The organism is Alteromonas sp. RKMC-009 (genome assembly GCF_003584565.2).
Lineage (GTDB): Bacteria > Pseudomonadota > Gammaproteobacteria > Enterobacterales > Alteromonadaceae > Alteromonas.
In genome coordinates this window covers 4,282,622-4,308,962 of record NZ_CP031010.1, presented here as the reverse complement: position 1 = coordinate 4,308,962, position 26,341 = coordinate 4,282,622, and the positions used below count along the sequence as shown (strand labels likewise).

19 protein-coding genes are annotated in these 26,341 nt (G+C 50.3%); 3 read left to right on the top strand and 16 right to left on the bottom strand.

Features of this window, described 5'->3' with window-relative positions; genetic code table 11:
• Positions 1–54: 54 nt before the first annotated feature.
• The 9 genes from DS731_RS18875 to DS731_RS18835 all read right to left on the bottom strand — a co-directional run bounded on the left by DS731_RS18875 (position 55) and on the right by DS731_RS18835 (position 13,145).
• Positions 55–2,370 (bottom strand): TonB-dependent receptor, encoded by a 2,316-nt coding sequence (locus DS731_RS18875; RefSeq protein WP_119502769.1) that lies wholly within the window; start codon positions 2,368–2,370, stop codon positions 55–57.
• A gap of 308 nt (positions 2,371–2,678) precedes the next feature.
• The gene (locus DS731_RS18870) at positions 2,679–3,467 is read right to left on the bottom strand and encodes a DeoR/GlpR family DNA-binding transcription regulator (protein WP_119502768.1); all 789 of its coding nucleotides are present in this window, start codon (positions 3,465–3,467) and stop codon (positions 2,679–2,681) included.
• A gap of 51 nt (positions 3,468–3,518) precedes the next feature.
• Positions 3,519–4,526 carry a sugar kinase gene (locus DS731_RS18865; protein ID WP_150154325.1) on the bottom strand — a complete coding sequence of 336 codons (1,008 nt, stop codon included), beginning with the start codon at positions 4,524–4,526 and terminating at the stop codon, positions 3,519–3,521.
• A gap of 10 nt (positions 4,527–4,536) precedes the next feature.
• Entirely contained in the window at positions 4,537–5,310 is a 774-nt protein-coding gene (locus tag DS731_RS18860; protein WP_119502766.1) for an IclR family transcriptional regulator, read from the bottom strand.
• 76 nt (positions 5,311–5,386) lie between these two features.
• A complete protein-coding gene (locus DS731_RS18855; protein WP_119502765.1) occupies positions 5,387–6,148 on the bottom strand; it encodes a glucose 1-dehydrogenase in 762 nt (253 codons plus the stop codon).
• Positions 6,149–6,159: 11 nt separating this feature from the next.
• Positions 6,160–7,509: an oligogalacturonate lyase family protein gene (locus DS731_RS18850; protein ID WP_202980678.1), complete on the bottom strand. Its 1,350-nt coding sequence runs from the start codon at positions 7,507–7,509 to the stop codon at positions 6,160–6,162.
• Positions 7,490–9,037, bottom strand: a complete 1,548-nt coding sequence (locus DS731_RS18845) for an MFS transporter (RefSeq protein WP_119502764.1) — start codon at positions 9,035–9,037, stop codon at positions 7,490–7,492. Before DS731_RS18845 ends, DS731_RS18850 begins: the two co-directional genes overlap by 20 nt.
• Positions 9,038–9,063: 26 nt before the next feature.
• Positions 9,064–10,233 (bottom strand): beta-galactosidase BglB, encoded by a 1,170-nt coding sequence (gene bglB / locus DS731_RS18840; RefSeq protein WP_202980677.1) that lies wholly within the window; start codon positions 10,231–10,233, stop codon positions 9,064–9,066.
• 206 nt (positions 10,234–10,439) lie between these two features.
• On the bottom strand, positions 10,440–13,145 hold the full coding sequence (locus DS731_RS18835) for an exo-rhamnogalacturonan lyase family protein (protein WP_119502763.1): 2,706 nt from the start codon (positions 13,143–13,145) through the stop codon (positions 10,440–10,442).
• Positions 13,146–13,316: 171 nt separating this feature from the next.
• On the opposite strand from DS731_RS18835, the gene DS731_RS18830 reads away from it, so the two are divergent.
• The 3 genes from DS731_RS18830 to DS731_RS18825 are packed head-to-tail and all read left to right on the top strand — an operon-like array spanning position 13,317 to position 15,464.
• Positions 13,317–14,111 carry a DUF1961 family protein gene (locus DS731_RS18830; protein ID WP_202980676.1) on the top strand — a complete coding sequence of 265 codons (795 nt, stop codon included), beginning with the start codon at positions 13,317–13,319 and terminating at the stop codon, positions 14,109–14,111.
• Positions 14,101–14,337: a hypothetical protein gene (locus DS731_RS22160; RefSeq protein ID WP_202980675.1), complete on the top strand. Its 237-nt coding sequence runs from the start codon at positions 14,101–14,103 to the stop codon at positions 14,335–14,337. The genes DS731_RS18830 and DS731_RS22160 overlap by 11 nt, the downstream gene beginning before the upstream one ends.
• 50 nt (positions 14,338–14,387) lie before the next feature.
• On the top strand, positions 14,388–15,464 hold the full coding sequence (locus DS731_RS18825; protein WP_202980674.1) for a glycoside hydrolase family 28 protein: 1,077 nt from the start codon (positions 14,388–14,390) through the stop codon (positions 15,462–15,464).
• A gap of 40 nt (positions 15,465–15,504) precedes the next feature.
• On the opposite strand, the gene DS731_RS18820 is transcribed toward DS731_RS18825, so the two are convergent.
• The 7 genes from DS731_RS18820 to DS731_RS18790 form a co-directional block, all read right to left on the bottom strand.
• Positions 15,505–16,560: an aromatic ring-hydroxylating oxygenase subunit alpha gene (locus DS731_RS18820; RefSeq protein ID WP_119502761.1), complete on the bottom strand. Its 1,056-nt coding sequence runs from the start codon at positions 16,558–16,560 to the stop codon at positions 15,505–15,507.
• Positions 16,561–16,722: 162 nt separating this feature from the next.
• Positions 16,723–17,037 carry an L-rhamnose mutarotase gene (gene rhaM / locus DS731_RS18815; protein ID WP_119503507.1) on the bottom strand — a complete coding sequence of 105 codons (315 nt, stop codon included), beginning with the start codon at positions 17,035–17,037 and terminating at the stop codon, positions 16,723–16,725.
• A 76-nt stretch (positions 17,038–17,113) separates the two neighbouring features.
• Complete coding sequence (locus tag DS731_RS18810) at positions 17,114–20,140, bottom strand: TonB-dependent receptor (protein ID WP_119502760.1); 3,027 nt, start codon at positions 20,138–20,140, stop codon at positions 17,114–17,116.
• 531 nt (positions 20,141–20,671) lie between these two features.
• Complete coding sequence (locus DS731_RS18805) at positions 20,672–21,514, bottom strand: sugar phosphate isomerase/epimerase family protein (RefSeq protein WP_119502759.1); 843 nt, start codon at positions 21,512–21,514, stop codon at positions 20,672–20,674.
• Positions 21,515–21,516: 2 nt separating this feature from the next.
• Positions 21,517–23,076 carry a rhamnogalacturonan acetylesterase gene (locus DS731_RS18800; RefSeq protein WP_161599182.1) on the bottom strand — a complete coding sequence of 520 codons (1,560 nt, stop codon included), beginning with the start codon at positions 23,074–23,076 and terminating at the stop codon, positions 21,517–21,519.
• Between the two features lies 1 nt (position 23,077).
• Positions 23,078–25,081: a GDSL-type esterase/lipase family protein gene (locus DS731_RS18795; RefSeq protein WP_119502757.1), complete on the bottom strand. Its 2,004-nt coding sequence runs from the start codon at positions 25,079–25,081 to the stop codon at positions 23,078–23,080.
• A gap of 104 nt (positions 25,082–25,185) precedes the next feature.
• Positions 25,186–26,220, bottom strand: a complete 1,035-nt coding sequence (locus tag DS731_RS18790; RefSeq protein ID WP_119503506.1) for a family 43 glycosylhydrolase — start codon at positions 26,218–26,220, stop codon at positions 25,186–25,188.
• Positions 26,221–26,341: the final 121 nt, after the last annotated feature.

The following is a 26,341-nucleotide window of genomic DNA, read 5'->3' as shown; positions in this document are numbered from 1 at the left end:
TTTTTAATGTTGTTATCCGGCAACCGCACTGTAGTGCCATTGCCTGAGTGTCCGTCAGAAGAAGTCTTTACGTACGGTTATACCAACTGTTCTGGGTTGAGCGCTACTGGCAAACACATTGGGATATGATGAACTGCCGCTGATATAGGTTATGGCGTTCTTGTCGAACAGGTTGTTCACGTACAGCGATAAACCCCAGCCGTTGTCGTAGTTATCCAGATTGAAGCGGACATTTGCCAAGGTGTAGCTGTCGAGCTTCAGATAATAGGTGTCGTCGGGTCGCAGTTCAGAGTAGGAAGAGCCCACATAATTGGCATCGGCACGGACCGAACCGTCGAAGCCGTCAATCAGGGCCGGCAGTGTCCAGGTGGCCGCAATCATGGCGGTTACTTCAGGTATGTAAGGAATGCGGTCACCATCCTGACCAGGCGCTAAAATCACATCACTGACCTGATCGGCGGTTAACTCAGCATTCAGGAAATTCATATTTCCGGTAAGCAGGAAGTCATCTGTTACGCGCCAGCCACTTTCCAGCTCGAGGCCGGTGATTTGTGCTGTCCCGGCATTGGATAAGAAGGAGAATGCGCCGTCTGTCGTCCGCCCGCGCACCTGCATGTTTTCCCAGTCAATCAGGTAAGCCGCAGCATTAAATTGCACATCGCGGTCTAGCCAGGAGCTTTTGAAACCGGCTTCATAGTTCCACAAAGAATCTGACTGATAGCCGGTAAGCATTTCTTCCAGTCCGATTACGTTATTCGCACCGCCGGGACGAAACCCTTCTGCTGCAGTGGCATAGACCATCATGTCAGCATCAACTTCCCACGCCGCGTTAAATTTGAACATAAAGTCACTTTCGGAAAATTCCTGCGACGTGCGGGGCTTCTTAAACGCGTTGATCAGTTCCCATGCATCAGTGGTTTCACCGGTGACGACTTTGTCGTAATCAAACCAGCGGGTACCCACGGTCAGTGCCAGCTTGTCTGTCGTATGCCAGGTAACTTCGCCAAACACCGCTTTTTGCTCAAGATCATCCAGAATATACCGGCGGTAGAATAGCTCCATCGGCTCGATCAGCTCGCCGGTTGCAGCGTCAGCTGCGCCATCCTGAGATTGTACGTAGTCATTCCGTTTCTGATAGAAGGCACCGACGGTCCAGTCAATGGCGGTTTCCATATTTGAAGTCAGCCGGATTTCGTGGGTCTTGTTGGTCATATAACCTTTATGCTGCAACACTGCCGGCGTCAGCCCGTTGACGTAATCGTAGTATTCCGTCAGGGTCGCTTCATCACAGGCCGTACCGTCGTTCCAGCGCGACTGACAACGGTCTTCTGTGAGGTAGGTGTCGATGTAATAACTGTCATCCATGTTGAACTCGGTCCAGCGCTTAAAATAGCCGGTAGTGGCAGTAAGCGTGGCAAAATCCATCTCCCAGTTCAGCGTTGCGCTGTATAACTTGGTTGTATCTTCAAAGGGCTGGTTGATTTGTGATACCGACTCCAATTCGCCAACTGTGGGATGCCACTGGCCGTTACCGGCTTCTGTGGAGTCCATCAGGTACATGGCGTCCAGCGTGATATCTTCACTTGGGGTGTACCGCAGCATAATGCGCCCCCCTTCTTTGTCGTAATCGTTGGTGTCTTCGATGCCAAGAAACGTGTTATCAACATAACCGTCACTGGATTTTTTGAAACCGACCACACGGGCATCCAGTACACCTTCAATCAGCGGAACGTTTACCATGGCATCAACTGATGACGTTGTGCCACCATGCTCAATGGTACCGGTTGATAACTCTACCGCGCCTTCGAAATCATCAATGGGCTTGTTAAAGATAGTACGGATAGCACCACCCATTGAGCCTGCGCCGTACAATGTGCCTTGTGGTCCGCGAACCACTTCAACACGGTTTACGTCGAATAATGACGCCATCGGAGGGCGGCCTCCGGCATTGCTGCTAACCCCCACTGAGCCACTCAGCGGCGTTTCATCATAGTAAATACCCACCGTTCCTTCGCCCGGTGCTGTCACGCCACGTAAACTAATCCGCTGATTCCCGGGGCTGCTTTCCTCAATACGCATTCCCGGCACCATCTTCGTGAACTCGCTCACACTGGTGATCCCCGTTCGCTTCAACGTTTTGCCTGACAATGCGGATATCGCCACCGGCGTTTCCTGCAGTGTGGTGGTGCGGCGGGTGGCGGTAACTTCTATACGCTCCAGCAGGTCAGAATCTGACTGACTGGCCGGTGTTGTGGCATTTGCCGGTTCCTGAGCAAAAGCAGCACCGGAAGACATCGCCGCAGTGACGAAAAAGCACAGTGCGGAACGTTTGAAAAGCGGAGAAAGAGAAGCAGTGTGTGTGGCTTTCATTATCGCATCCTTATGCAGGTAGTATTTTAATAGGTATATACATTTAAGGATTGCGGGTGCAATAAGTCTGCCTTTGATACTTTTGTATAGTGTGAGTATCCTATTTATCGCGTTGAATTTCGTATTTATGAGGATGGCTTTACTAATATTTCAGTTAAAGTGCAGCGAGGTTTTCAGTTTTTATAGATATATACAAGATAATTTCTGGTGAATAAATATGCTATTTAGCTGAATGTTGAGCGTGGAGAGTGCAAATTGCACTAATGTTGGGCGGAGGGGCTTGCGGCGGGAAACACGGAGGCGCGGTACTAACCACACGCCTCAACAATCATGACATCCACGCCATGCTGCCTGATACGTTGCACAGCTTCAGGGTTGGCCTGGCTGTCGGTGATTACAATGTCTACTTCCTCCAGACCACAGAAAAGCAGGTTGCCTTTCACACCGATTTTGGTGCTGTCAGCCAGTACCACCAGTTTGTCAGCCCGTTTGCGAAGCTTCTGTTCTGCGAGAATAAGCAGCGGGTCGGTTTCCATGATGCCAAATTCGCTGACGCCCGGTGACCCCATGAACATCATGCTGCCCCGGTATTTTTGCGTCGTATCGTTTTCAAACGAGCTGAGAATAATGCTCTGGTGGCGGTAAACCTGTCCGCCGGGCAGGGCAACCTGATTCTGGCTGCTTTCCAGCAGTTCGTGGGCAAGAATGAATGAGTTAGTCAGGATGTTCAGTTTTCTGTCTGCAAGGAACTCTGCCATCATGAACGTCGATGTACCACCGTTTATAATGATAGCCTCACCGTCCTGAACGAGCTGGGTGGCCGCTTTGGCAATCATACGCTTAGTGTTCGCATTACGGCTTCTGTCCTGCGCAAAAATGCTGGCAGATAGCCCGGGTTTGCTATCCCGTACCGCATTCTCTTTTACCTGCGCACCGCCACGAATTTTGCGAATTTTATCCAGTGCCGCCAGCTTGACTAAATCCCTGCGGATGGTGGCTTCTGACGATTTTAACTGTGAGCAGAGATCTTTCACACTGAGAAATTCGGTTTCATCCAGGGCACTGATGATCAGTTGATGCCGTTGTTTTTCAAGCATGTGCGGTCTTCTTATTTTTCCGTAAATAACGAAGGGGCTACGAACCCCGGTTTATCCTGCCGTTTCCGGACGGGCAGTAGTTTCTGTGTCGCGGAGCCGGTTTAAAGCCTCTGTGAAAGCGGGTTCCGGCACTATGGCTCCCGGAAACCGGATAATGGTGGCCGCCACGTCAGCCCCCTGCTGCGCGGCCTGACGTACGCTTTTTCCGTCGAGGCGTGCTGCCAGATAGCCGCCGGTAAATCCGTCACCCGCCGAGGTGGTATCGACAACATGGGCTACCGGTGTCACGGGAATGGTCACCATAGTTTCATTAAACAGCACGCGTATCTGGTCGGTTCCGTTCTTCGCAACAACTTCTTTCACGCCCCAGCCAGCTACAATATCCATCACATCAAAACAGTCTTTGTGACCGAAAAGCAGTTTGTGTTCATCCATGCCGGGAAAGGCGATATCAGCAATACGGTAAGCCCGTCGGGTCCATACTGCGGCTTCATCAACAGATGCCCACAGTTGCGGCCGGTAGTTAGGATCGAATGCTACTCTGGTGCCGCTTTCTCTTGCCTGATGCAGCCAGTCGAACAATAAAGCCCGTTGGGTTTCATCCAGCACCGCCAGTGTAATTCCGCTCAGATAAATTAAATCTGCCTGCGGTAAAGGTGATGGTTCTGAGCCGGTGAGGGTTTGCTGCCACAGCGTTACCCACTCCCTTGCTGCCGCGTCATTGCGCCAGTACTGAAAGCTTCTTTCTCCGCTGGCGTCGGTATGAATGGCGTAGAGTCCCGGCCCCTTTCCGGGATGGGTGAGTATGAAGCCGGTGTTGATACCCTCCTCAACCATGGCTTGTTTCATAGCTACACTAAAGGGATCCCGTCCCACAGCGGTTAGCATGCTCACCTCGCAGGCGGGCAGGCAGCGCTTGAGATATACCGCCGTATTGTAAACATCGCCGGCAAAACTCTGCCTGAACAATCCGGGTTCCGCGCGGGATAATTCCACCATCACTTCGCCGGCAAGCAGGCAGCGTGGCATGGTTGTATTCAAAAGCGAATCTGCTGTCACAGGCACCGACCTAATTACTTACCCGTTCAAGCTGATAGGCATCTTTATAGATGCCTCTGGCTGCTTCTTTAACCATTTCAGCCACTTTAGGCACGGCTGTTTTAGGGAATACAGCGGCCGGTGCGGTGATACCTACCGATGCCACTACGGTGCCGAGGCTATTGCGCACAGGAACGGCAACACACCGTACGTCCTTGTTATATTCTCTTTCGTCAACGGCATAACCTAATGCCCGTACCCGGTTAAGCTCTTTGCGTAAATCGGCGATGTTAGTGATGGTAAACGGCGTATGCTGTTCCATAGGATGTTCGGCCAGCAACAGTTCCAGATTGTCGTAATACAAAAACGCCAGAAACACCTTCCCTGTTGAAGAGCAGTGCATTTGGGCTTCTACACCAGGTCGTTTGGATACCATTAACGGATTCGGGCTGTCGAACACTTCGACGATCAGCGCTTTACCGTGATTCGGTACAGCCAGATGCGCAGTATGACCGGTACGCAGAGCCAGACGCTGAATATGGGGTATGGCCATTTGCTGCATGCGATCTGAGTGAATGATTTGCAGACCCAACTGCATCAGATTGGCACCACAGAAGTAAATTTTGCCGCGCTTTTCCAGCATCTCTTCGGCGACCAGCGTACGAAGTAAACGGAAAACCGTGGTTCGCGGCAGATCCAGTGCAGCTTCCAGTTCCTGCATGGTCATGCCGCGATCTCTGCTGGCCAGCAAGCGGAAAACTTCGCAGGCATGCACCACACTGGGTATCAAATATCGTTCTGTCATAACTGTGTCCTTTTTTGCTATGTAGCTAACCTTTATCCGCTGCCGGAAGGGAACTGCCAATCCCGCCCGGTACGGGTTACCGGGCTAAAAATCCGCCATCCACGGCCAGAATGTGTCCGTTGATGTAATTGCTTGCTGCGCTGGCAAGAAAAACGGCTGCCCCCTGTAAGTCCTGCGCCTCGCCCCAGCGGTTAGCAGGAATACGCTTGAGAATTTCAGTGCTGCGGTTTTCATCATCCTGCAGGGCCTGAGTATTGTCGGTACGGATGTAGCCCGGTGCGATGGCATTAACCTGCACATTATGCGCGCCCCATTCATTGGCCAGCGCTTTGGTTAAACCGGCAATCGCATGCTTGCTGGCGGTATAGGCAGGAACCGTTATACCTCCGCTGTAGCTCAGCATCGATGCTATATTGATAATTTTCCCCGACTGGCGCTCTACCATGGTTTTGCCGATGGCTTGCGACAAAATAAATGCAGAATCAATATTCACCCGCATCACTTCCTGCCACTTATCCAGCGGAAAATCTGTCGCCGGTGCCCGGAAAATCGTTCCGCCGTTATTGAGCAGAATATCCACGCCGCCATACACAGATAACGCTTCTTCAGCGAGGGCCAGTGTTGCATCAGCGTCACTTAAATTGGCTGACAATGCGGTGGCTTCGCCACCGTTATCGCGGATTTGGGCAACAGTATCGTCACATCCGCCGGCGCGGCTGCTGGCACAGATCACTCTGGCGCCTGCACTGGCAAGTCCGGTGGCGAGGGCCTGGCCTATTCCACGGCTCGCGCCTGTCACCAGGGCTGTTTTGTTCGTTAGATCAAATGAAACAGACATAACCGGTTTCCTTAAGGTTGTTGTGCTCTGGCCACTTCTACGGCGTAAACGTGCACCGGGCCATGCATATTAGAACGGAAGACCACCCACTTGTTATCAGGGGTAAAGGTAACGTTAGGTTCAAGGCGGTAGTCGTGGTCAGCCATATTGACCAGACGCTCTGCCTGCAAGGTTGCCGGTTTAATCAATGACGCTGCATCAGGGGCACTGATCCCGGCCACATCGTTTATTGGTTCATCTCTGAACAGATAAATCCATTTGCCGTCTTTGGCTCTGGCAACCATTTCTTCATCGCCACCGTCACCGGCAAACAGCTTGCCGTCGGGGGAAATGTTGAAATGCACTGACCAGTAGTCCCTGGGCATATGCCGCCAGATACGCTCTCCTGAGGAAAGATCGACACTGGCTAACCAGAACACTTCCCCGCGGGGCGTTTGTAAGTCGTAGAAAATACGGCTGCCGCTGTGGTCAAAGAACTCATGACCGGCAATTTCCATGTTCATACTGCGGGTGTGCATTTTTTGAATATGGCTGCCATCCACATTCATCGTCCAGATGCGATCCACTTTGTGCCAGGGGCCTTCATGGCAAAACATGATTTTGTCCGGGTCAGCGGGGGAGAACTGAATGTGATTCAGCCAGTCAGTGGCTTTATGTATGGTTCGTTGTTCGCCGGTTTGGGTATCCACTACAAACATTTCCATGGGAATACGTGCTTCCAGCCGCTCGTTAATGCGCACTTCTTTGGCTTCTGCAAAGGTCAGCGGTTTCCCATCTTTACCGGTCGCTTCATAGCGTGCTTCGAAACGGGCGTGGCGGGGACCGGATTCAATGCTGTATTCGCGCTCTGCAAATGCACCAATAAGCAGGCTTTCATCCTTGTTGATGGAATGAATTTTTCCCCGCGGTACGGTGGCAACATGCCGGACCCGGCCATTGTCTATATTGATAGCCAGAACTTCTGTGGGCTGTTGCAGCTCATTTTTGGCAACGACTTCACCACTTCCGGCACCTTCTATACGGGTCACATATACATCACGGCTGGCAGGGCCCATGAACAATATGCCCGCGTCAGGGTCTTCAAACAGCCGCTTAACAGTCCCGTCTTTCAGATTAACCACGGCGATTCCTCTGGGGTTATCCACCGAAATAACCATGCTGTTGCCATCTGCGCTGTAGGCATTTTGATGAAAGTACAGCGAGCGGGAGCCGGGTTCTTCTGACAGGCGTATTACCCGGTGGCCGGTGTCTTTATCAATCCATGATTTGGGAATATCTTCAGCATTGACTGCCGGAGACAAAGCCCCGGCCATCAGGGCAACCGCTGCGGTGAGCAATACTTTACACATTGGCATTTTCATGACGACTCCCCGCTGATGAACCGTTGTCCTGTGCAATACCAACCGTGTTATTACCCCACAAGTCGCGGTAAGCGAAGCCTGATAAGTCTTCGACAATGGCTTTATTTTCTTCGCTTGTCGGTGTGGTTGCTCCGCGCTTTAAGTGCTCAATTTCGTTCATCAGCACTTCGTGGGTTTCTTTGGATAACTTAAATTTAGTCGAGACCCAAAAGCCGAAAATGAGTACCAACACCGGGCCAATGGCGAGCATCAGGACGATGGTGGAAATGGCCTGGCTGCTTTGGGTTTCAGCACCGGAAATAAAGCCGCCGGCTTCCAGAATAATACCCACAGACATGACTGCAATGGCCTGGGTTGCTTTACGGATAAAGGTCATCACGCCGGCAAAGCTGCCTTCACGGCGTCGAGCGGTCACAATCTGGTCTACATCAGCCATGTAATTGTATGTGTTCCAGGGAATGTAGTTCAGTGCTCCCCGGCCTAATCCTGCAACAATGACGCCCAGCATCAGCCACATGAAGTTGAAGTTATCGGTGGTGATATACATGGCAACCAGAGACACAATGGCAATGATGTAAAGCAAAATGGCAACCCGGTAACTGGGGGCGGGACCAAATTTCATCACCATGGGGATTGCGACTGCGACGGCAAAGAGCTGTGCAACATAGGTTACGGCCATCATTTCTGATGCAATGACCACAGAGCCGCCTATAGCAAACACCACGAAATACGTGAACACGGCATTAAATACGTCCTGACTGATGTAACCACCCAGATACATGCCGAGGTGCAGCCTGAAGGCACGGATTTTCATGGTAGAGGTCAGGTTGGTATACAGCGCTTTGAGCGTGCCGGAAACCGTCCAGCCTTTGCCTTTGGTCAGCTCCTGTTCCCCGACTTCCTTGACGTCCCGTTCCCAGGTGAAAAGCCATACGGTGAACACAACCACCATAAACAGCACGGAGAAAATGATACCCATGATTAAGAAGGTGGAGGCTGACTCTTTGCCACCCACTGCGCTGACTATCCAGCTTGGCAAAATGCCGGCCAGGATGGCTGACACCTGACCCGTCAGAATGCGTGCCCCGGCCAGTTTAGCCTTTTTCTTATAGTCATCTGTCATTTCTGCTGCAAGGGTTTCATAAGGAATGATAACCGCCGCGTAGACCAGCTCGAAAAAGACATACGTCACGAGGTAATACAGATAATGCTGACCGCTCACCCACATCAATGCAAAGCTGGGTAACAGAGGAATAGAGAAGATAAGAAATACCCGGCGTCGTCCGAAACGACGCCCTAGTCTGGTATTGCCTAATCCATCAGAAATATGACCAATAAGCGGGCTCGCCACTGCATCAAGTATACGGGCGATGGCGAAAATACTGGCGGCCTGAACGGCTGACAAGCCGCAGAATGTGGTATAGAAAAATAATATCCAGCCACTGATCACGGCCATGGAGCCGGCCCCGAGAATATCATTGAGGCCGTATGCTACGTAGTTTACCGGTTTGAGTTCGCGTCGTGCCATGGTGCGCTCCTCCTTGATTAAATCAATCAGATGTATGCGTTCATGTACTCAACGAGTGCCAGAATCGCCATGGACTGGCCGTAAGGCATCGACGTCAGCGGAATATCCTTGTAGCCCTGTAAGGTGTCAAACACCGGCGTACCAAACGAGACCTGCTGTAATTCGCCGGTTTCATCGATGTTTTCAAGCACAGCTTTAATGGCTTTTTCTGCACAGGGACGGTATTCATCGCTGATGTAGCCTTTGCGTACCGCTTTTAAGATGCCGTATGCGAAACCGGCTGCGGCAGATGCTTCAAGGTAAGAAGTAGGGTCATCCAGCAGTGTGTGCCACAAACCGCTTTCATGCTGTGTTTCGACCAGTGCTTTAACCTGAGCCTCCAGGGTTTCAATCAAAAACAATCGCAGTGCGTCGGTTTCAGGGAGATCCAGCAGCTCTATAAACTCAGGAATGGCAATGGTGACCCAGCAATTACCACGGGCCCACAGTGCGTCAGCAAAGTTGTGACGGCCGTCGAATGTCCAGCCGTGGAACCATAATCCTGTCTTACGATCAGCCAGATATTTGGTGTGTACCATAAACTGGCGCTTAGCTTCTTCAACATAGTGAGGACGGTCGAGTAGCAAGCCGATTTTTGCCAGCGGCATAACACTCATCATCAGCGTGTCATCCCACATTTGCTGGTAGTTTACCGAGTTGAAAACAATATGCTGAATACCGTTTTCTTCAGTGCGTGGAATACCATCCATGATCCATTCGGCCCACACATCCAGATACGGCAGGTAGCTGCGGTTGCCTGTACGTTCCTGCATGTATGCCAGTGTCAGGAACGGCGACATGGTGTTAACGTTTTTCGTGGGAGTGCCTTCTGCAAAGCGGTTAGCAAACCAGTCTTCTATAATTTCACGGGCCTTATCGTCCCCGGTGATATCCCAATATTTCAGCAATCCATATAAACCAATGCCGTGGGTCCATTCCCAGTCATTCCAGCCTTTGGTGTCTATCACTCTGCCGTCTTCCAGCTTTAGTAAGAATTCTCCGGTTTCATCGGTGATGTTCACCAAGTTGTCGATGAGTTTGTCTATGTTCTGCCGGACGGTGGAATACGCGATGTCGTTAACTGATGCAGGCATGATAAGTCCTTCTTTAAAACCAAAACGGGTAACGGCGTTACCGAAATAATCAATTTCAATCACGTTACCTCGATTTACATTGGCTTAACATCGAAATGTTAAAATATGTGACATTAATTTCACATTTGAAACAGAGGGTTCAGCGAAGTGAAATCAGAAAAGGAAGGACGTTGAAAAAAGGGCGGCAAAACTGCCGCCCGAAGGGTAGGTTTGACTGACACAAACCTTTTCCACACACTGTTGCGCTTTACCGGTGAAAGCGCGTCATTCTATAAAAGCGCTGACTTCACCAGCGCCAGATTCTGAATAGCGGCCAGGCCCCACTGGGCGGCATCATTTGTCGATACCCAGGCGGCTTCATCAACGGGGTTTAGCACATCAGGACCCGCTACCCGGGTTGTGCCAATGGATTTCTCTCCACCCCATTCCTGCCTGAATTCTTTCCAGGCGCGTCTGGCCAGTTCAGGATCATTTTCCTGCGCAGCCACATAGGCGGTTAACCGCGAGTGGGCCACGGTAAGACTGTTGCCGCGCATCACTTTCCCCAGCGCTGCTTCCTGCTCTTCATCTGGTGCGCTGTAAAGCCGGCCGTATTTAAGCCAGGCTTCCCGGTAAGCCGGAATATCGATGAGCTGATTTAGTTCTGTGGACATTTCGATGAGGCCGAACACTGAACTTAAATGAGACAGGGTTGGGTCAGCTTCAGGGTAAGGTACTAACGCCTGTTTCTCAGGATCATACCCAAATGCACCGGCGAAAAAGCCCTGAGGGTGATTGCCGATGACTGTCATGGCATCCGCAAGACGTGCTCTGTACTTATCATCGCCGGTACGTTCCCAGGCGGTCAGCCAGTTTGCGGCGGCAGAGCCCCAGTCTGTGCCGGCTCCCATTTTCGCCAGGCCGGGGATCGGATTGGCTCTTTCTACCTTGCGGGTAGGGTTGAGCACGGCCAGCGCTTTATCCGCATCTGTCACTTCGCTCAGCACATCACCTGTGCGGTCATCGCCGGTAATGAAATAATGAAAACGGCGATAGGACGCGGTGCTTATCCGCATTTGCTTGGCACTGCATCCCCAGTGCTGCACATTGTGACGGGTACCTAATCCTTTAAACCGGCCAGCGTGATAAATGTCCACATCGCGGTTGTGGCGGGTCATTCGTTCAGCCAGATGGAAGGTGGTGGGATCGCCGGTACGCAGGAAGGAGTACCAGAGCCACAGGTCCGGCGAGAGCTCAGAATTATCCCAGGCATATCCGCCTATGTCATAGCGCCACACATGCCGGTCGCTGTCGTAGGTATGCATAATGTCGCCATAGTTCCAGAATCCGTACCAGTGACGTTGCTCCACTTGCCCGGCATAATATTCCACTTGCCAGGCCAGGCGATCTTCAATCTTCTTCATGGCAGGGGTTGATGAGTCCGGTAAGCTCCAGCAGCCGCCGAATACGTTGGCTGCCAGGTAGTCCTGCGGTGCGGCAATCAGTCTGGCCGGTTCGCGGATTGCCGCTGCCATATCAATAGTTTGCTGGCGGGATGGTGTACTGCCGGTTACGGCCAGAGTAAATTCTGTGGTGCGCGCAATACCATGAGCGTCGCCGAATCCGGGCTCGTAGTCTTCATAAATAATATTCAGTGCATCGAGTTGTTTGTCGTAGGTATCCTGACCCATGCCGTCATGGTAAAAACGTAAATCCATCGCGGGGGCTTCAGGAGAGTAGAACCAGATAGTGGCAGAGGATTCATCCTGACCGGTGTCCCGCAAATCAATTTGCACCGGGTGTAATTGCCAGAAATCCCGCATACCAAACAGGATCCCGCCGGACACGCCTCCGAGGTAGCCAGCGCCGCTGGCGCGATGTCCCTGATCTGAACCAATCCAGCCATGACCGGCTTTCGTACGTTTGCGGATTTCGAAACCGTTTGCCGTTGTCTGGGTGAGGGTGACATCGTTCCACACGGGAATGTAATGCAAACGACTGGTTACCCGTTCATCCCACTCTGACTCAGGTGGCAGAGCTATACCCTCAATTTGTGCTTTCCGGACCGCTTCACCCGGGTCACGGCGCAGCCCGGTGATACCTCTTACCGCTTCGCCCCATAAACCGTTGTCTGCGCCCACTAAGCGAACGTGGCGGTTGTAGAGCTCGTCTCTTTGCACCACGTTAAACCTGAGACCTAAACCACTGATAAAGTCGGATTCTGCATCTCCGTCGAAGATAAATGAATGGGTGAGTTGTACGGTTTCACCGCCTGCATAAGCGTACATGCGTAACGTGAAAGGTAGCCAGTCACGCTGAGATGCGGTGCGGTTTATGCCGGTTACTTTAATTACCGCCCGCACCGGACCGCTTTGTTCCACAACGACCTGTTGAATTTGAGATTCAAAATGCTCATTGGTGGCGTCGCTATCAGGCGAAGCTTTTCGCATTCCCACCAGTTTGGCGTCTTTCCCCGTTACCTTGCCATCGCGGGTGAGCGTGCTGATTAACGAAGAGCCTTTTTTGGGGACAGAAAACTGTATGACACCGGTATCTACATTGATGTGCTGATTTGATTCATCAACAGATACCGCCTTAGCTGGCGTGGCGGGTTTACCTTTCACTATTTTACACGCATCACCGCATCGGGCGTCTGCCGGAATAGCATGGGCAGTCCACTTAACCGAGCCATCGGGCCAGTAAGCGGTGGGCCATGATTGCAATGGGATCTGCGTGCCTGATTCATGAACCAGAGACAATGGCGTTTCAGCTTGTAATTCGCCGCGGGGCCAGGGATAGCCGAACGTTGTGCCCGGTTGATAAGCGGGTTGCTCACCCTCCAGCCAGCTCAGTGCACCGGGCAGTCGAGTTACCGGCTTTATTGCCTGTTGCCCTGCTGCCTGCCCCGCTACCGATGAAGCACAACCTGTTGCTGACAATGCAAACGGTACGGACGCCGCCATACTGCTGTTAACGATGAATTGCCGTCTGTCCATGAGATTCCTTTAATACCAAATCTGAAACTAAAAATATTAACCGCTTGTTAATCTTTGTTTAACTTCTATCATACGAGAACGAAAATAACACTATTTGACCGGTTGTGATTGCCAGTGAATCGTCAAAGAGTTTCACATTTGAAAAATAGTGTTATGGCACAAGGAGGGAGTATGGTTTCAGTCAGAACGTATTTTGCTGCAGGTGCTTTATTTTTACTGGCCTGTGGCTGCAGTGGTAATGCATCACCGGGGATGACTGCCAGTGCGCAGGTGGTTGAAGAAAAATGGACAAAAGGCGACATTATTTATCAAAACCCCTTATCCCCAGAGACGGATATGGCGGGCTGGCGTATGGAAGGCCCGGGCCAGACAGCCTTTCAGAATGGTTGGATGCAAATGTGGTCGCCCGACGAAGCGGGTCACCATGTGTTCTGGATGCCTGAGACGTTGCCTGACAGTTTCATTGCAGAGTGGGATGCGCAGGCGCTGAAGACCGATGCGGGACTGGTTATCGTGTTTTTTGCCGCAAAAGGTATACATGGTGAAGACATTTTTGATGCAAGCCTTGCTCCAAGGGATGGCACATTCACCCAATATACCAACGGGGATATTCGCAGTTACCATATTTCATATTACGCGAACGCTGCGCACAATCCGGCAAGGGGACACGCTAATCTGCGCAAAAACAACACATTCTCGTTACTGCAACAAGGTGAGCCCGGCATCGCGGCAACAGATACCCGCATCAATCATATTCGCTTAGTGAAACATAAGAATCATATTCAACTTTCAATCAACGGGCGCACCGTTATCGATTACACCGATGATATGCCCGTGGTAGACGGCATCGACACCGGCCCGCCGTTACAGGACGGGAAACTCGGCTTCCGGCAAATGCAGTGGACAAAGTTTCAGTACCGCGATTTGAAAATTTGGGCGCTTAAAGGAGCTGGCCATGGGGAATAACAATAGACAATGTCTTTCCCGGCGGGATTTCCTGCTCGCATCATCGTCCGCAGCCTTGCTGGCTGCATGTCAGCAATCTTCAGTTATCACCTCATCACAGGCCGGTATGAATACGCAGTCGTTTAAGACCAATACGCCTTTTGCTATGCCGGATATCATTGTTCCCGACTTTGCTCATACGCCGGAGTTTGATATCCGCGCCTTTGGTGCCATCGCGGGCGGGTGATTATTCCTCAGGGTGAGTGGGTGTGCGGTAAAATCCATTTAAAAAGCTTTGTGAATTTGCACGTCCGGAAAGGTGCTAAGCTTACTTTTTCAGGGGATCCGAAAGATTACTTACCCGCTGTAAAAACATCCTGGGAAGGCATGGAGTGTTATAACTACTCGCCGCTTATTTACGCTTACGGATGCGAGTACATTGCGCTCAGCGGTGAAGGCAAGCTTTTTGCCAACCTGGATACCTGGAAAATTTGGTATAAGCGTCCGCCTGAACATATGCAGGCGCTGGCGAATCTTTATCATATGGCAGCGAAAGGCGATCCGGTGGAAGCCCGTAAAATGGATTATGAAGGTGCCAACCTGCGTCCCCACTTCGTGCATTTCAATCGCTGTAAACACGTGCTGATAGAAGATATTGATATCGAAAACAGCCCGTTCTGGGTACTGCATCCTTACATGTGTGAGCATGTTGTTATCCGCGGCGTTTCAGTAAAAGCGTACGGGCACAATAATGACGGCGTTGACCCTGAAATGACACAGAGTCTGCTGATTGAACATTGTGAGTTTGACCAGGGGGATGATGCAATAGCCATTAAGGCTGGCAGAAATCAGGACGCCTGGCGCTTAAACATGCCGTGCAAAAATGTGGTCATCCGGCATTGCCGGATAAAGCGGGCTCATCAGCTAATCGCCATAGGCAGTGAATTATCCGGTGGCATTGAAAATGTGTATGTTGATGATTGCCATTTTGAAGGCGGCGCAGCGTTTGAGTATGAAGGCACGGGCAATCTGATGCTGATCAAAACCAATGAGCGCAGAGGCGGTTATGTACGAAATATAGTGTTACAGAATATCACCGCACCTGCCATCAACGGCGGCGCTCTGACCATAGCAACAGATGTACTGTATCAATGGAAGGATCTTGTACCCACTTACGAGCGCAAACTGACGACTATCTCCGGCATTCATTTGCAGAACGTCCGGGTGGGCAAAGCCGGGTATCTGTGTAAGATAGAAGGCCAGGCAGAAATGCCGGTCAGCAACGTCACACTCAGCAATGTGGTTGCAGAAAACACCCGCGAAGAGGCGGTTCAGAACGTTAATGTTGGTGGTTTTGAGTGGTATAACGCATAAATTATCAGCAATGGTGGCAGGATAACTACTGCCACCCTGTCTACTCAGCCGGCGTCAAAAACTCATAAAAACCGGCAACACCGGCTTCAAGAAAACTGTCTACCGGGCCGAATTCTTCTTCGCCTGAAAGGTAAAGCGCTTCACGGCCTTTTTCCAGCAGTGTGCAGGCCACTTCATCTTCTTCAGCGGTTTCCATGTAGGCGTTTTTCTCTGCCGTGAAGTATTCCGGCGATTTTGCGTGGAATGCTTTCGGATAATAAAACTCTACGTGGTTGGTACAGTGTCGAGGGCCGTCCGGATATACAGTGCTGACAACCAGTACTTCGGGATACCACTCAATCATGATGTTGGGATAGATAAAACACCAAATCGCACCGTACCGGGGGAGGTTGCCGGCGAAGCGCTCAGCCAGCGCATCCTGGAAATGGCGGTAGTGAGGTGTTGTCGCTTTCAGTAAATCCTGGCCCAGTCCCACTTTCTGAACTGAGAAGTCATTGCCAAATTCCCATTCCAGGTCATCGGCTTTCACGTACTGTTTTAAACCCGGGTGCATGGAGAATACGTGGTAATTTTCCAGGTAAATCTCGATGAATGTCTTCCAGTTAAAGTTATAGCGGGCCGTTTCCAGATCAGCGAAAAAATAATCATCGAAGTTAATGTAGCTGCTAAGACCCAATGCTTCTAAGTCCATGTCCGGCGCGCGGTCGCGGAAGAGTAAGCCGTGCCAGTTCACCAGTGACTCTTTTTTCAGTGCACCGGTTTGCTTTTCGCCAAATTGCGGTGTGCCACGCAGCGTGCCCTGGTTGTCATATCCCCAACAATGCAACTTACAGATGATGTTTCGTGTGCGCCCTGCGCCTTCAAGCAGTTTTGCCTGTCTGTGCAGACAAACATTCGACACGATGTCGTAACCATCACCCTGATTAAAAAGCACATAGCGCTCATGCAGGTGAGGCAGGGTAAAGTAGCTGAACTTTTCGGGTACCATAAGAGTGTGGCCTGCATAACGCAGCCCTTTTTCGAAGGCAAACTTAACCTCAGCATCGCATGATGCAGCGTCGAAATAGCTCTTCACAGGCGGATATTGAAATGCCATTGAGTTCTCCGGCAATGACAAAAAAGTAAGCTGCAAGACAGGCTGGCAGAGTAGGATCCGGCTTACCCGAATTTGGCGCATTTTTACTCTGTAAATGAGTCCGCGTAAAGAATAATTTTTAAATAAAATGGTGTGAGGCTAACCGAAATCTCAAGTGTTGCTCTATTTGAGATAAAAAACCGGCTTCAGTGGCGCGCTGACGGGGCTGTTATCGGGATTGTGGTCCATGATGTCGCCCATATATGCCCACCATTTTTGCATTATTGCCTGCTCCGGCAGGGTATCCATTTTGTGATTTTCCGGGCGCTTAAGTGTGGCGAAGAGTTGCAGCGTCTGCGGATGCAGGAAAATGGAATAGTCTTCTATTCCGGCCTCTTTCAACAGCGTCACCAACTCCGGCCATATTTCATCATGGCGTTTTTCATATTCCGCTTCAAAACCGGGGCGTAATTGCATAACAAATGCGATGGTTTCCACAGGTTGCTCCTGGTAAGTAAACAAAGAAAGGCTTCCTGTCAGGAAGCCTTATATAGCAAAGTTAACTATGTCGGTATCAGAATTGGTAAGTCACACCTACAGCGTACTCGCGGCCAGACCATTGTAAATCTGATAAGCGATGTGGACCAGCCGTGTAGGACTTAACTTCTCCGGTTAAGTTACGACCATCTGCATAGACACGCAGGTTCTCTGTGATGTTATACACAATTTTGGCATCTAAGTATCCTGAGTCTTCTACGAAGACCGGATTGCCTGAAAGATCTGCCGGCGATGCCAGGTATTCATCACGGTAGTTGTAGGCTAAACGAATACTCCAGATGTCTGTTTCATAGAACGCCGTGATGTTGTAGCTATCTTCAGATTGTGACGGAAAGGGCAGTTCTGCGCCAGTAAGCTGGTTGTATAGGCCTACATCATCAGCAGACATGCGGGTGTAGTTCACGCTACCGCCGAAGCCATCAAATGGCGCTGGCAACCAGGTGAACACGGTGGAAGCTTGTAGCTCGATACCTTTTGTTGTGACACCTGAGCCGTTAATTTTCTGGCGTACATCAAACGAGCGACCGTCACTAAAAAAGTCCACGTCATATCTGGTTTCCGCGTCTAGGATCCAACTGGTAATATCTTTGATGAAGTATGCACCAGATAGTACTGTGTTCTCATCAGGATACCAGTTAAGCGAAATATCAAACTGGTTGGCCCGATAGGGGTTCAGCGCCGGGTTACCCGCGGAGCATACATCATTAATATCGTCTTCTACAGAACGACGTGTTTTATAGATAGTACAAGTTGCATTAACGTTGAGATCTGCAGTTTTAGGGCGAGACATTACCTTTGCTGCACCCACATACAACACCAACTCATTGGGGATAATGCCAAAGTTGACGTTAATGCTCGGCAGTGTGTCGCTGTATTCACCACTGACCGTCTTGCGACCTTCAAACCAATCCGGATCATCTGGATCTTCCACGCCAGCTAAGTCTTCACCTGTTACCGGATCCGTTAATACGTCACCATTTTCATCCACCTGGTCCACGATAATAATTTCGCGTACATCACCGTTTGCGTCCGTTTCTGTTTCCACGTAACGCACACCCAGATTACCCCAAACGCGCATCTCGCCAAGGTATGTTTCAAAGTCACCCTGTAGGTAAATTGCGCGTGTTTCGACTGATACATCATAATTACCAGTCTTTACATCCAGGTCTTGGCGAGTGGTGTTGTCGTTTGAAATAGCCTGAATGGCATCTATAAATGGTTGGGTGTTTACAGCTTGGTACGAGCCCACTGTGCTTACCGGTAGGTCATAACCATCGAATAATTCATCGGAAAGAAATGTGTTGCCAGTTATGAGGGCTATTTGATCATCAACTGTCCATTCCTCACCATTATATGTCTGGCCTACGTCACGGATGATGTTGTACTCATAGTTTGCATTAATTTGCTCTTGTTTCGAGTACTGCACACCTGAGCGAATTTTCGTGACGAAGTTGGAATCAGGAATGTAGGTAAAATCCAGTTTTGCCATTGTTTCTTCAGATTCATCGGTGCTTGGGGCGTACTTATAGCGTGAGCGGGAGCGATAGCTGGCCGGATCATTGACATCAAAAGTATCAGACGTGTCATTTGGGTCATCTACATTATAGAAGTAGCCCTCGTTGAAATCCCAGGAGGGCATACCTTCATTGTTTAATGTTACAGCAATACCTGCCAAGCCTTCAGCAGTGATATGTGTATCACGAGAGTCTATGTCTTGTTTCGAGTCAGATCGAGATACTAAGCCCTCTAAACTCCATACATCAGCATCATATTCAAAACCTGTTTCGAAGATAGACGTTGTCTGATCCCAGGCGAAATTCAGCGTACGGTTGGTTACACCGGCGGCAATGGTCTCAAAATAGGTCACATTGTGCTGGTCATCAACCACTACAGATGCCGGATCGACACGGGCGGCGGAACCTGATTCCAGGTGCAGGTTCAGGTCAGTTGCGGTCTTATCGCGGTCATTGTATGTATAGCCCACATGAGCTTGGAAGCGTTCATTTATACGATATTGCGCCATGATATTTGCGCTGATTCGATCTTCTTCCCGACCCCAGATACCGTAACGTGGAAGCTGTGGCGAAAAGTCATACCATTGTGCTTCACATAAATCCGGGTCGCTGGAAGTTGCGCAGTCTGCCTGGTTCGTTATATCTGCAAAATCTTCATCTATAAATGTCTTTTCCGGGCTGTCGTCGTAATCGGCGAGTCTGCGCCATCCCGTATTCCGGATAGCGTGGATCATGGTGTTCTTTTTTTCACTGGTTACGTTTGCCAGTACACCGAAGTCTTCATTAAATTTATATACGCCAACAAAATTAAAACGATTATTGGGCTCGCCGGTGAGGTCGTTGTACTGGCCTTCGGCATTGACCGATAAAAAGTTGTCATCGAACTCATTGGGCTTACGGGTGTTAACCTGCACGGTACCACCGATACCCCCTTCAGTTAGCCGGGCTTCTGAGCCTTTAATCACATCCAGTGAGCGGATGAGTTCTGACGCCATGGCGCGGAAGTCGACACCACGGTCGCCGCCGAAGCCCTGGGCTGATACATTGTTGACTTCGACCCTGAGTAGACTGGGCTCAACACCCCGTATACTGATTGACGCACCTTCACCAAAATCACGGTCAAGTTGAACGCCGGGAATACGTTGCAGGGCTTCACCCACGTTTTTGTCAGGGAACTGGCCGACATCTTCAGCTACAAGGGAGTCCATAATGGTGCCTGCCATCTTCTTACGGTCGATAGCGCCACGCTGACTGAAACGGATACCTTTGACTTCAATAACTTCTGTTTCGTCATCTGCATTTTCTGCTTCTGCAGTTTCAGCGTTATTAGCATTAGCAGTAGCGGACACTTTAATGGCGTCTTCCTGCTGCGTAGCGGTATTCTGCTGTGCTAATGCCGGCACTGCTGCCAGTGAAAGAGACGCACAGGATCCTGCAATCAGTATGTTTGAAATAAGTGTGGCAAGTGGCTTGCGGGCAAGGGTAGGGTTTTGCCCTGTGTTTCTTCTGTTGTCCTTGAAGTTTTTCATTTTAACCTCGATTTGCTGTTATCGGCCAAGTTCGATGTAAGTCTTCCGTACATGTTTTTAATATTTTGTTTACATCGAAAATGATGGTAATCCCGGCCCAAAAAGCCGTCAACACAGCCCAATCATTTCCAATCAAGCGTTTTCATCCACAATCAGCCGTCAAGGGATAAATAAGCTTTTAACTATAAAGTTCCATAATTGAAATGAGAGCTGTTGGTGTTTGTTTAAGGTTATGATTAATAATGGTTTTTAAGGTAATAAAATAAGCAGATTTGATGCCGTTTACCGGTGTGTCAGGTCAGTCATCGTGCTTTTCGGGGGCAAAATTACCGGTCAATAGTGGCCAAAACTATTTTCGGAAAAGTACAAAAAATTCAATATATGAAACTAACAGGTTTTTAAATCTGTTTTGACGGCTGGTTTACAATTGTTTCGCGGGAATTGCCGGTGTAAAAATAACAGGATAAATTGCGTGTTTGCCCGGAGGGTTGGGTACAGAGGATTGAGCAAACACGCTTGAAAAGGGTTGAACTACAATTGATTATCCAGAAAGGTAAGTACCTTGTCGATGTTGCCGGCAGATGTATTTTCAAGAATGATCTGAATATCCGGTTTAAATCTGGCCAGCCAGGCAAAAAGATAGCGGTGATTCATCTCTCCTGTGCCGGAAGGTAAATCCCCGAATTTTTTGTGGTCTTTTGTGATGAAGTCTTTGCAATGCACTGCGACGATTTGCTGTCCAAGCTTCGCAAACATCTCACCCATGGCAGCCTCCTGAGAGACAGGCATGTTTACCGGAAAGAAATTCACCGGGTCATAGATCACTTTTACATTGGAGGAGTCCACCGCCTCCAGCAACTGACACAAACGTTCCGGTGTATTAATAATGTGGTGATGGGCCACACCCTCGATACCGATGATTACCCCGAACTTCTCTGCGGTCAGGGCAAGCCTTTTCACAGAGGTAACCAGTTCATCAAACGCCTTCTCTGAATGATTATCGGGATGCCAGAGGCAATCTGCATTAATACTGCCGGTTTCCGTTCCCACGATTTTGCAACCGAAGTCGCTGGCAAACTGCAAATGTTCTTCAAACCATTGCAGCGATACTTCACGGATTTGCTTATCAGGATGCACGGGGTTGATGTAGCAACCCAGCACAGCAATATCGATATTGTGTGCAGCGAAGGCGTTTTTCACTTTGCTGGCAAAGCCCGGCGTGATACGCCCGGCGTCCGGTCCCATAAAAGGAAATGACTTGGGCAAAGCCAGTTGCACGCAGGACACATCATACTGGCCAATGCGGTTGCTGACTTCCTCAATGCTGCCCTGACCAAAATCATGGGCGCGTACGCCGATATTCAATGCATTCATGTTTACAGACCCAGCATAGGTTTTAAGCGCTCAGCGACTATTGCTGCGGTTATTTCTGCGCCTTCTTTGCTGGTGTGGGTATGAGCATCACCAAAATAGCTATCTATTAACTCATGGGGTTTACCATCGTAAGCGCTTGCAACCAATTCGTGTAAATCGATAAAAGGCGTGTTGCCGGCGCGGGCCACCGCCTCTGCCCATTGGGGATAACTGTCACGGGCGCGGGCAATACGAAAGTCGTTGTCTTCCCATTTTTTACGGGGGACCGGAGAGCAGATCACCGGGATGATGCCCTGAGCTTTAGCCTCTCCAATCATCTTACGCAAATACCAGCCATAGGTGTGAACGACTTCAGGTTCGCCGGTAAGCATGTTCTCAATACGCTTTTGCTCCATGCCTGTGCCCTTAATGGTACCGCGGGCTCTGGAGTCATCGTTAAGCGCGCCGGCATCATTGTGGCCAAACTGTAACAACACAATATCGCCGCGCTTCATCATATTCAGCGCCCGTTGCCAGTGTCCGCCGGTGACAAATGTCCGGCTGCTCAGGCCACCCACGGCGCGGTTAACAAAGTTCACATTGGCATCAGGTAACGCGGCGGCAATAAAATCCCCCCAACCCCACTGACCGCCGGCACCATCCCCACGACCGTTTCTGACAGTAGAATCGCCCACCATAAACACACTGCGCAGTCCCTGATTTTGCACCACGGGTAAATTAACGAATGTCCAGTTGTTCGCAGTAACCGCATTACCGGCTTCTGAATACAGTGCCGGTGAAAGAGACGGGCGCATGCCTTTTAGGGCAGCGACAACGACTTCAGCGTGAAGCTTTGCCCCCTGCGTATGAAAGTGAGTATGATCCTTAGGATATAGCGCAGCGGTTTCTTCCTTGCCCAGTGCTTCTAATTGATCAGCCGCGGCATTGGTTACATCAATAAATGGTGTATGCAGTTCCATGGCCAGACTGTGCATCCAGCCACCATACTCACCGGAGCCCCGTTCGATACGATCGCCATGCCAGATGTTTCTGGCGGTCAGCGACAGTAAAACAGGGGTGGCCTTTTTCTGGCGGACATCTGCCACCATCTGGCGAATATAGTGGCCGAAAGAAAATACCCGCTCGTCTTTGCCGGTCAGTAAATTGTGTATGTCGCGATATTCTTCAGTCAGAGACTTTAATGTCCCTCTGGCCCGGGAGTCGTCATTGACGGGGCTGGCATCATTGTGACCGAACTGGATAAGCACGATATCACCCGGCTTCACATCGTTAAGTAATTTGTCCCACCAGCCTTCAGCAATAAAGGTTCGCGTGCTGCGGCCTCCTTTGGCACGGTTATCAACGGTGACTTGTTTGTCGTCGAAGTATTGTTGAAAAACCGCTCCCCAGCCCTGGTGATCAGCATTGTTATAAGTGGCCGCAGTGGAATCGCCGGCGATAAAAATGGTGGCTGGTGCCAGATGCTTTTCATCATCTGCCAGTGCGGTAAGGGAAAACACCGCACAAACACTGGTAACGAAGAACGCGAAAACGGGGCGTAAGAAGCGTGGTAGATAAGGCATATTATTTCTCTGCTTTGTCATGTTGCGATACACGTAGGTAACTGGCCAGGTCTGATTGCTGACGGCTGATTTCATCCACTATAAATTGCGCGAATATCCCTGCGCCGTGCTCGTTTGAATGAGTCTGATCGTCATCCACAAAATAGGTTTGTACTTCAGCCTGTCCCAACCGGGTGGCCCAGTCATGGGAGATCGACATTAAATCAATGTAGGGGACATTTGCGGAGGCGGTGATTTCAGGCAGCACGTCCCGCAAAACCAGATCGCCGTATATGTGCTGTTGCGTGAGAGGAATATTGTGATTGCGGATCATGGGGGAAATCACAACAGGATGTGCTCCCTTACCCTGAATGGTTTCAAGTAACCCAGTCAATCGTGACACGTAAACGGACTTTGGGGTTTTCTTATCGTTGTGCCCGAGTTGGATTAATACCCAGTCATCAGGCTGGATTTGTCCCGCCATTTTCTGCCAGAGCACACCATCGGGCACTGCGAATGCTTCTGTGCCTTCTCCGCTGTCTGCATAGTTAATGACAGTCATTGACGGCGCAAACCAGGCTGGCAGCAACTGCCCCCAACCGGTATAGCGATCTTCGCTGGCCTTTGACCATTGCGGCGTTTGATCGCACACCGTTGAATCACCGATGATAAACAAAGAGCGACCGTTCCTCATTGGTGTAACTTCAATACTGCTGATGGTATGAAGGGGCTGCATAAAGGTAAGGTTCAGTCCATCCGTTGACGGCTCGCTGACATCCTGAATGGGCTGGCCTTCCGGGTCGCGCACATTAACCGCGAAGTAAGCAGTGGAGGACCCGGGGTTAGCAGACATATCGCTGGCGACCGCCGGAGTGAACATTTTTCTGCGGCTCTCTGCGTAGATATCTGACGACAGGGTGCCGGTAACTGCGACCTGGTAATTGCCTGTGCCGCCCCCCAGTTTGCAGGTTAACGGTACACCACTGCACACTGATTTCAGTGGATCTGCTGACCAGTGCGTTGTGTCATCACCATAGGCGTTAAGCAGTGTCTGCAGTTCTTCTTCAGTAATGGGAATAGCACTGCCATGACGGGTGCCGGCGGGCAGATTCAGCAGAGGTGTTCTGTCTTCAAAGTGAATAAAGTCTTTGGTGAACATAGCACCAAACCGGTGTGTCATGTAGGCATCGTAATACACCAGAAAGCCGTCTTTTACCTTAAGCGTCGTCGGGCCTTCTACCCATAACTTATCCGGAGAAAAAGACGATTCAGTTAACCTCCATGGCCCATTGATATTGTCACTGAATGCTGTATGTAAGCGTTTGGCGGCAGGATAACGGGTCTCGTCTTTTACCAGCATCACGTATCCTGAATCCAGCGCCGTAATGTTGGCATCAATGACATTGAAGTCGGGCTGATAGAAAAGCTTGGTCGGGGTAAATCCGGTGAAATCTTTCGTGCGTGTTGCATAGATGCGATGATCCCAGCCTTTGTCTGCCTGAGCCTCTGTTTGAGGATATTTTCCGGCCAGGGTAGATGCCCAGAAGATGACAAACTCCTGCTCAGTTTCGTCATAATAAATTTCCGGCGCCCAGGCATTTTTAGCGGCTGGATAGGATGACATCACAGGGACAAACTGCTGTTCGCTCCAGGTGACCAAATCATCACTGTGAGCTATACCAATACCTTTGTCTTCCCAGCCGGTAGTCCACACCATGTGAAAAGATTCCGGTCCTCTTATTAAGGTGGGATCCCGCATCAGTTTCGTGCCGATGTTTGGCGTCAACACGGCCTTGTCCTTATTCAACGCTCTCCAGTTTAAACCGTCTCTGCTGTATGCCAGATGCAAGCCGTCTTCGCCGTTGCCTCTGAACGACGCAAACAGGTAAGCGGTATAGTCAGGTTCGGATTGGAGAAGAGGGGATTTGGCACAGCTTGCCAGGAAAAAGGCCGTGAAGGTAATGATGCTTGCAAAAAGAGCGGTGCGGCCGGCAAGCATTCCTGTAAATGGATTGGTTAGTTTCACTGTGATTCATCCTGAAAAGTACAGTCAAATTCAATCACAAGGATTCACAATGCGTAAACAGGTATGTAAAAATAATTTCACATTTGAACCGGCGGGTTCAAAAATTATTTTGCCGGTAAGGATATAAGCGCAGGCGCATTCCTGTCAGTAGTCAGCCAGTTACCTTCAAACTGCAACTCAGTGACCTGAATGACACTGCGTCTGGACTCTGCATTTTCTTTCCCTGCATTCTCTCCCACTCTGCCGCCATGGGTGAAATAGAAAAGCCAGGCGCGGTCATTTTCAACCACTACGTCGGGATGGCCGCCGTTAATACCGTCGTCTTTTCCTGTTCCGGGGTCCGCCAGTAAATAGCCGGTTTGTTGTTCCCAGCGGGTTAAATCATTCGAGCGGTAAACCGCCAGCCCTCGCCATGCGTCAACAATCAGCCACCAGTAACCTTGCCACTTAAAAGCAACCGGACCTTCCCCGCGACTGGCCAGCTGAGCTTTGCCTTTGTCCTGCCAGTGATACAAATCGTCGCTGTCAGCATAGTATACAGACTTCCCGTCAGGCTCATTGTTGTAAAACATGCGCCAGCCACCATCCGGCAGGGCGATGACATCGGCATCAATGACTTTCTCATTGGCCAGCTTCAATGTTGACTCATAATGCCATGACAGCATGTCAGTACTGGTGAAATGCGCGATGGTGCGGGGATGAGCCCAGTCTGTAAATACGCCGGGCACAATGGTGAGATACATGTGCCAGGTTTCTTCATGAAAAAACACATCCGGTGCCCAGTAGGTAATACTGTTATCACCGGAGTGGGGATAGTTGATAACAGCATTGCGCTTATAGCGCCATGTCACACCACCATCCGTTGATTCTGCGATACTGATGGGCGTTCCATGAACCCATTCAACACCTTCGGGGTCTGGCATATTGGCGCGCCGGTTTGTGTAGAACATGAACCAGCTGGAAGTTTGAGGATTCCACATAACTGTGGGATCGGCGGCGCCGTCATAAACGGGGTCACGGTAAAGTGGTTTCGGGGCTGCCTTACCATGCACAGACTGTGTTTCTGATACGCTTCTGACACCGGCACAAGCTGTCATCAAAGAAACAGCAAGGCATAGAATAATTGCTTCAGGCTTCATCCCTGTCCACGTTAATAAGTCGTCACTGAGTGAAGGGAGTGTAGAGCGGGCGGTGTTCCGCAGGCAAGGCTGAACAGGCGGGTTTAACATTTTGTTCCAATAATGAAATTACCGCCCGGTT

Bases quoted from the DNA above. Each gene is read 5' to 3' on its own strand.
- DS731_RS18875 (WP_119502769.1), bottom strand. From the start codon at position 2,370: ATGAAAGCCACACACACTGCTTCTCTTTCTCCGCTTTTCAAACGTTCC.
- DS731_RS18870 (WP_119502768.1), bottom strand. From the start codon at position 3,467: ATGCTTGAAAAACAACGGCATCAACTGATCATCAGTGCCCTGGATGAA.
- DS731_RS18860 (WP_119502766.1), bottom strand. From the start codon at position 5,310: ATGACAGAACGATATTTGATACCCAGTGTGGTGCATGCCTGCGAAGTT.
- DS731_RS18855 (WP_119502765.1), bottom strand. From the start codon at position 6,148: ATGTCTGTTTCATTTGATCTAACGAACAAAACAGCCCTGGTGACAGGC.
- DS731_RS18850 (WP_202980678.1), bottom strand. From the start codon at position 7,509: ATGAAAATGCCAATGTGTAAAGTATTGCTCACCGCAGCGGTTGCCCTG.
- DS731_RS18845 (WP_119502764.1), bottom strand. From the start codon at position 9,037: ATGGCACGACGCGAACTCAAACCGGTAAACTACGTAGCATACGGCCTC.
- DS731_RS18835 (WP_119502763.1), bottom strand. From the start codon at position 13,145: ATGGACAGACGGCAATTCATCGTTAACAGCAGTATGGCGGCGTCCGTA.
- DS731_RS18830 (WP_202980676.1), top strand. From the start codon at position 13,317: ATGGTTTCAGTCAGAACGTATTTTGCTGCAGGTGCTTTATTTTTACTG.
- DS731_RS22160 (WP_202980675.1), top strand. From the start codon at position 14,101: ATGGGGAATAACAATAGACAATGTCTTTCCCGGCGGGATTTCCTGCTC.
- DS731_RS18820 (WP_119502761.1), bottom strand. From the start codon at position 16,560: ATGGCATTTCAATATCCGCCTGTGAAGAGCTATTTCGACGCTGCATCA.
- DS731_RS18810 (WP_119502760.1), bottom strand. From the start codon at position 20,140: ATGAAAAACTTCAAGGACAACAGAAGAAACACAGGGCAAAACCCTACC.
- DS731_RS18805 (WP_119502759.1), bottom strand. From the start codon at position 21,514: ATGAATGCATTGAATATCGGCGTACGCGCCCATGATTTTGGTCAGGGC.
- DS731_RS18800 (WP_161599182.1), bottom strand. From the start codon at position 23,076: ATGCCTTATCTACCACGCTTCTTACGCCCCGTTTTCGCGTTCTTCGTT.
- DS731_RS18790 (WP_119503506.1), bottom strand. From the start codon at position 26,220: ATGAAGCCTGAAGCAATTATTCTATGCCTTGCTGTTTCTTTGATGACA.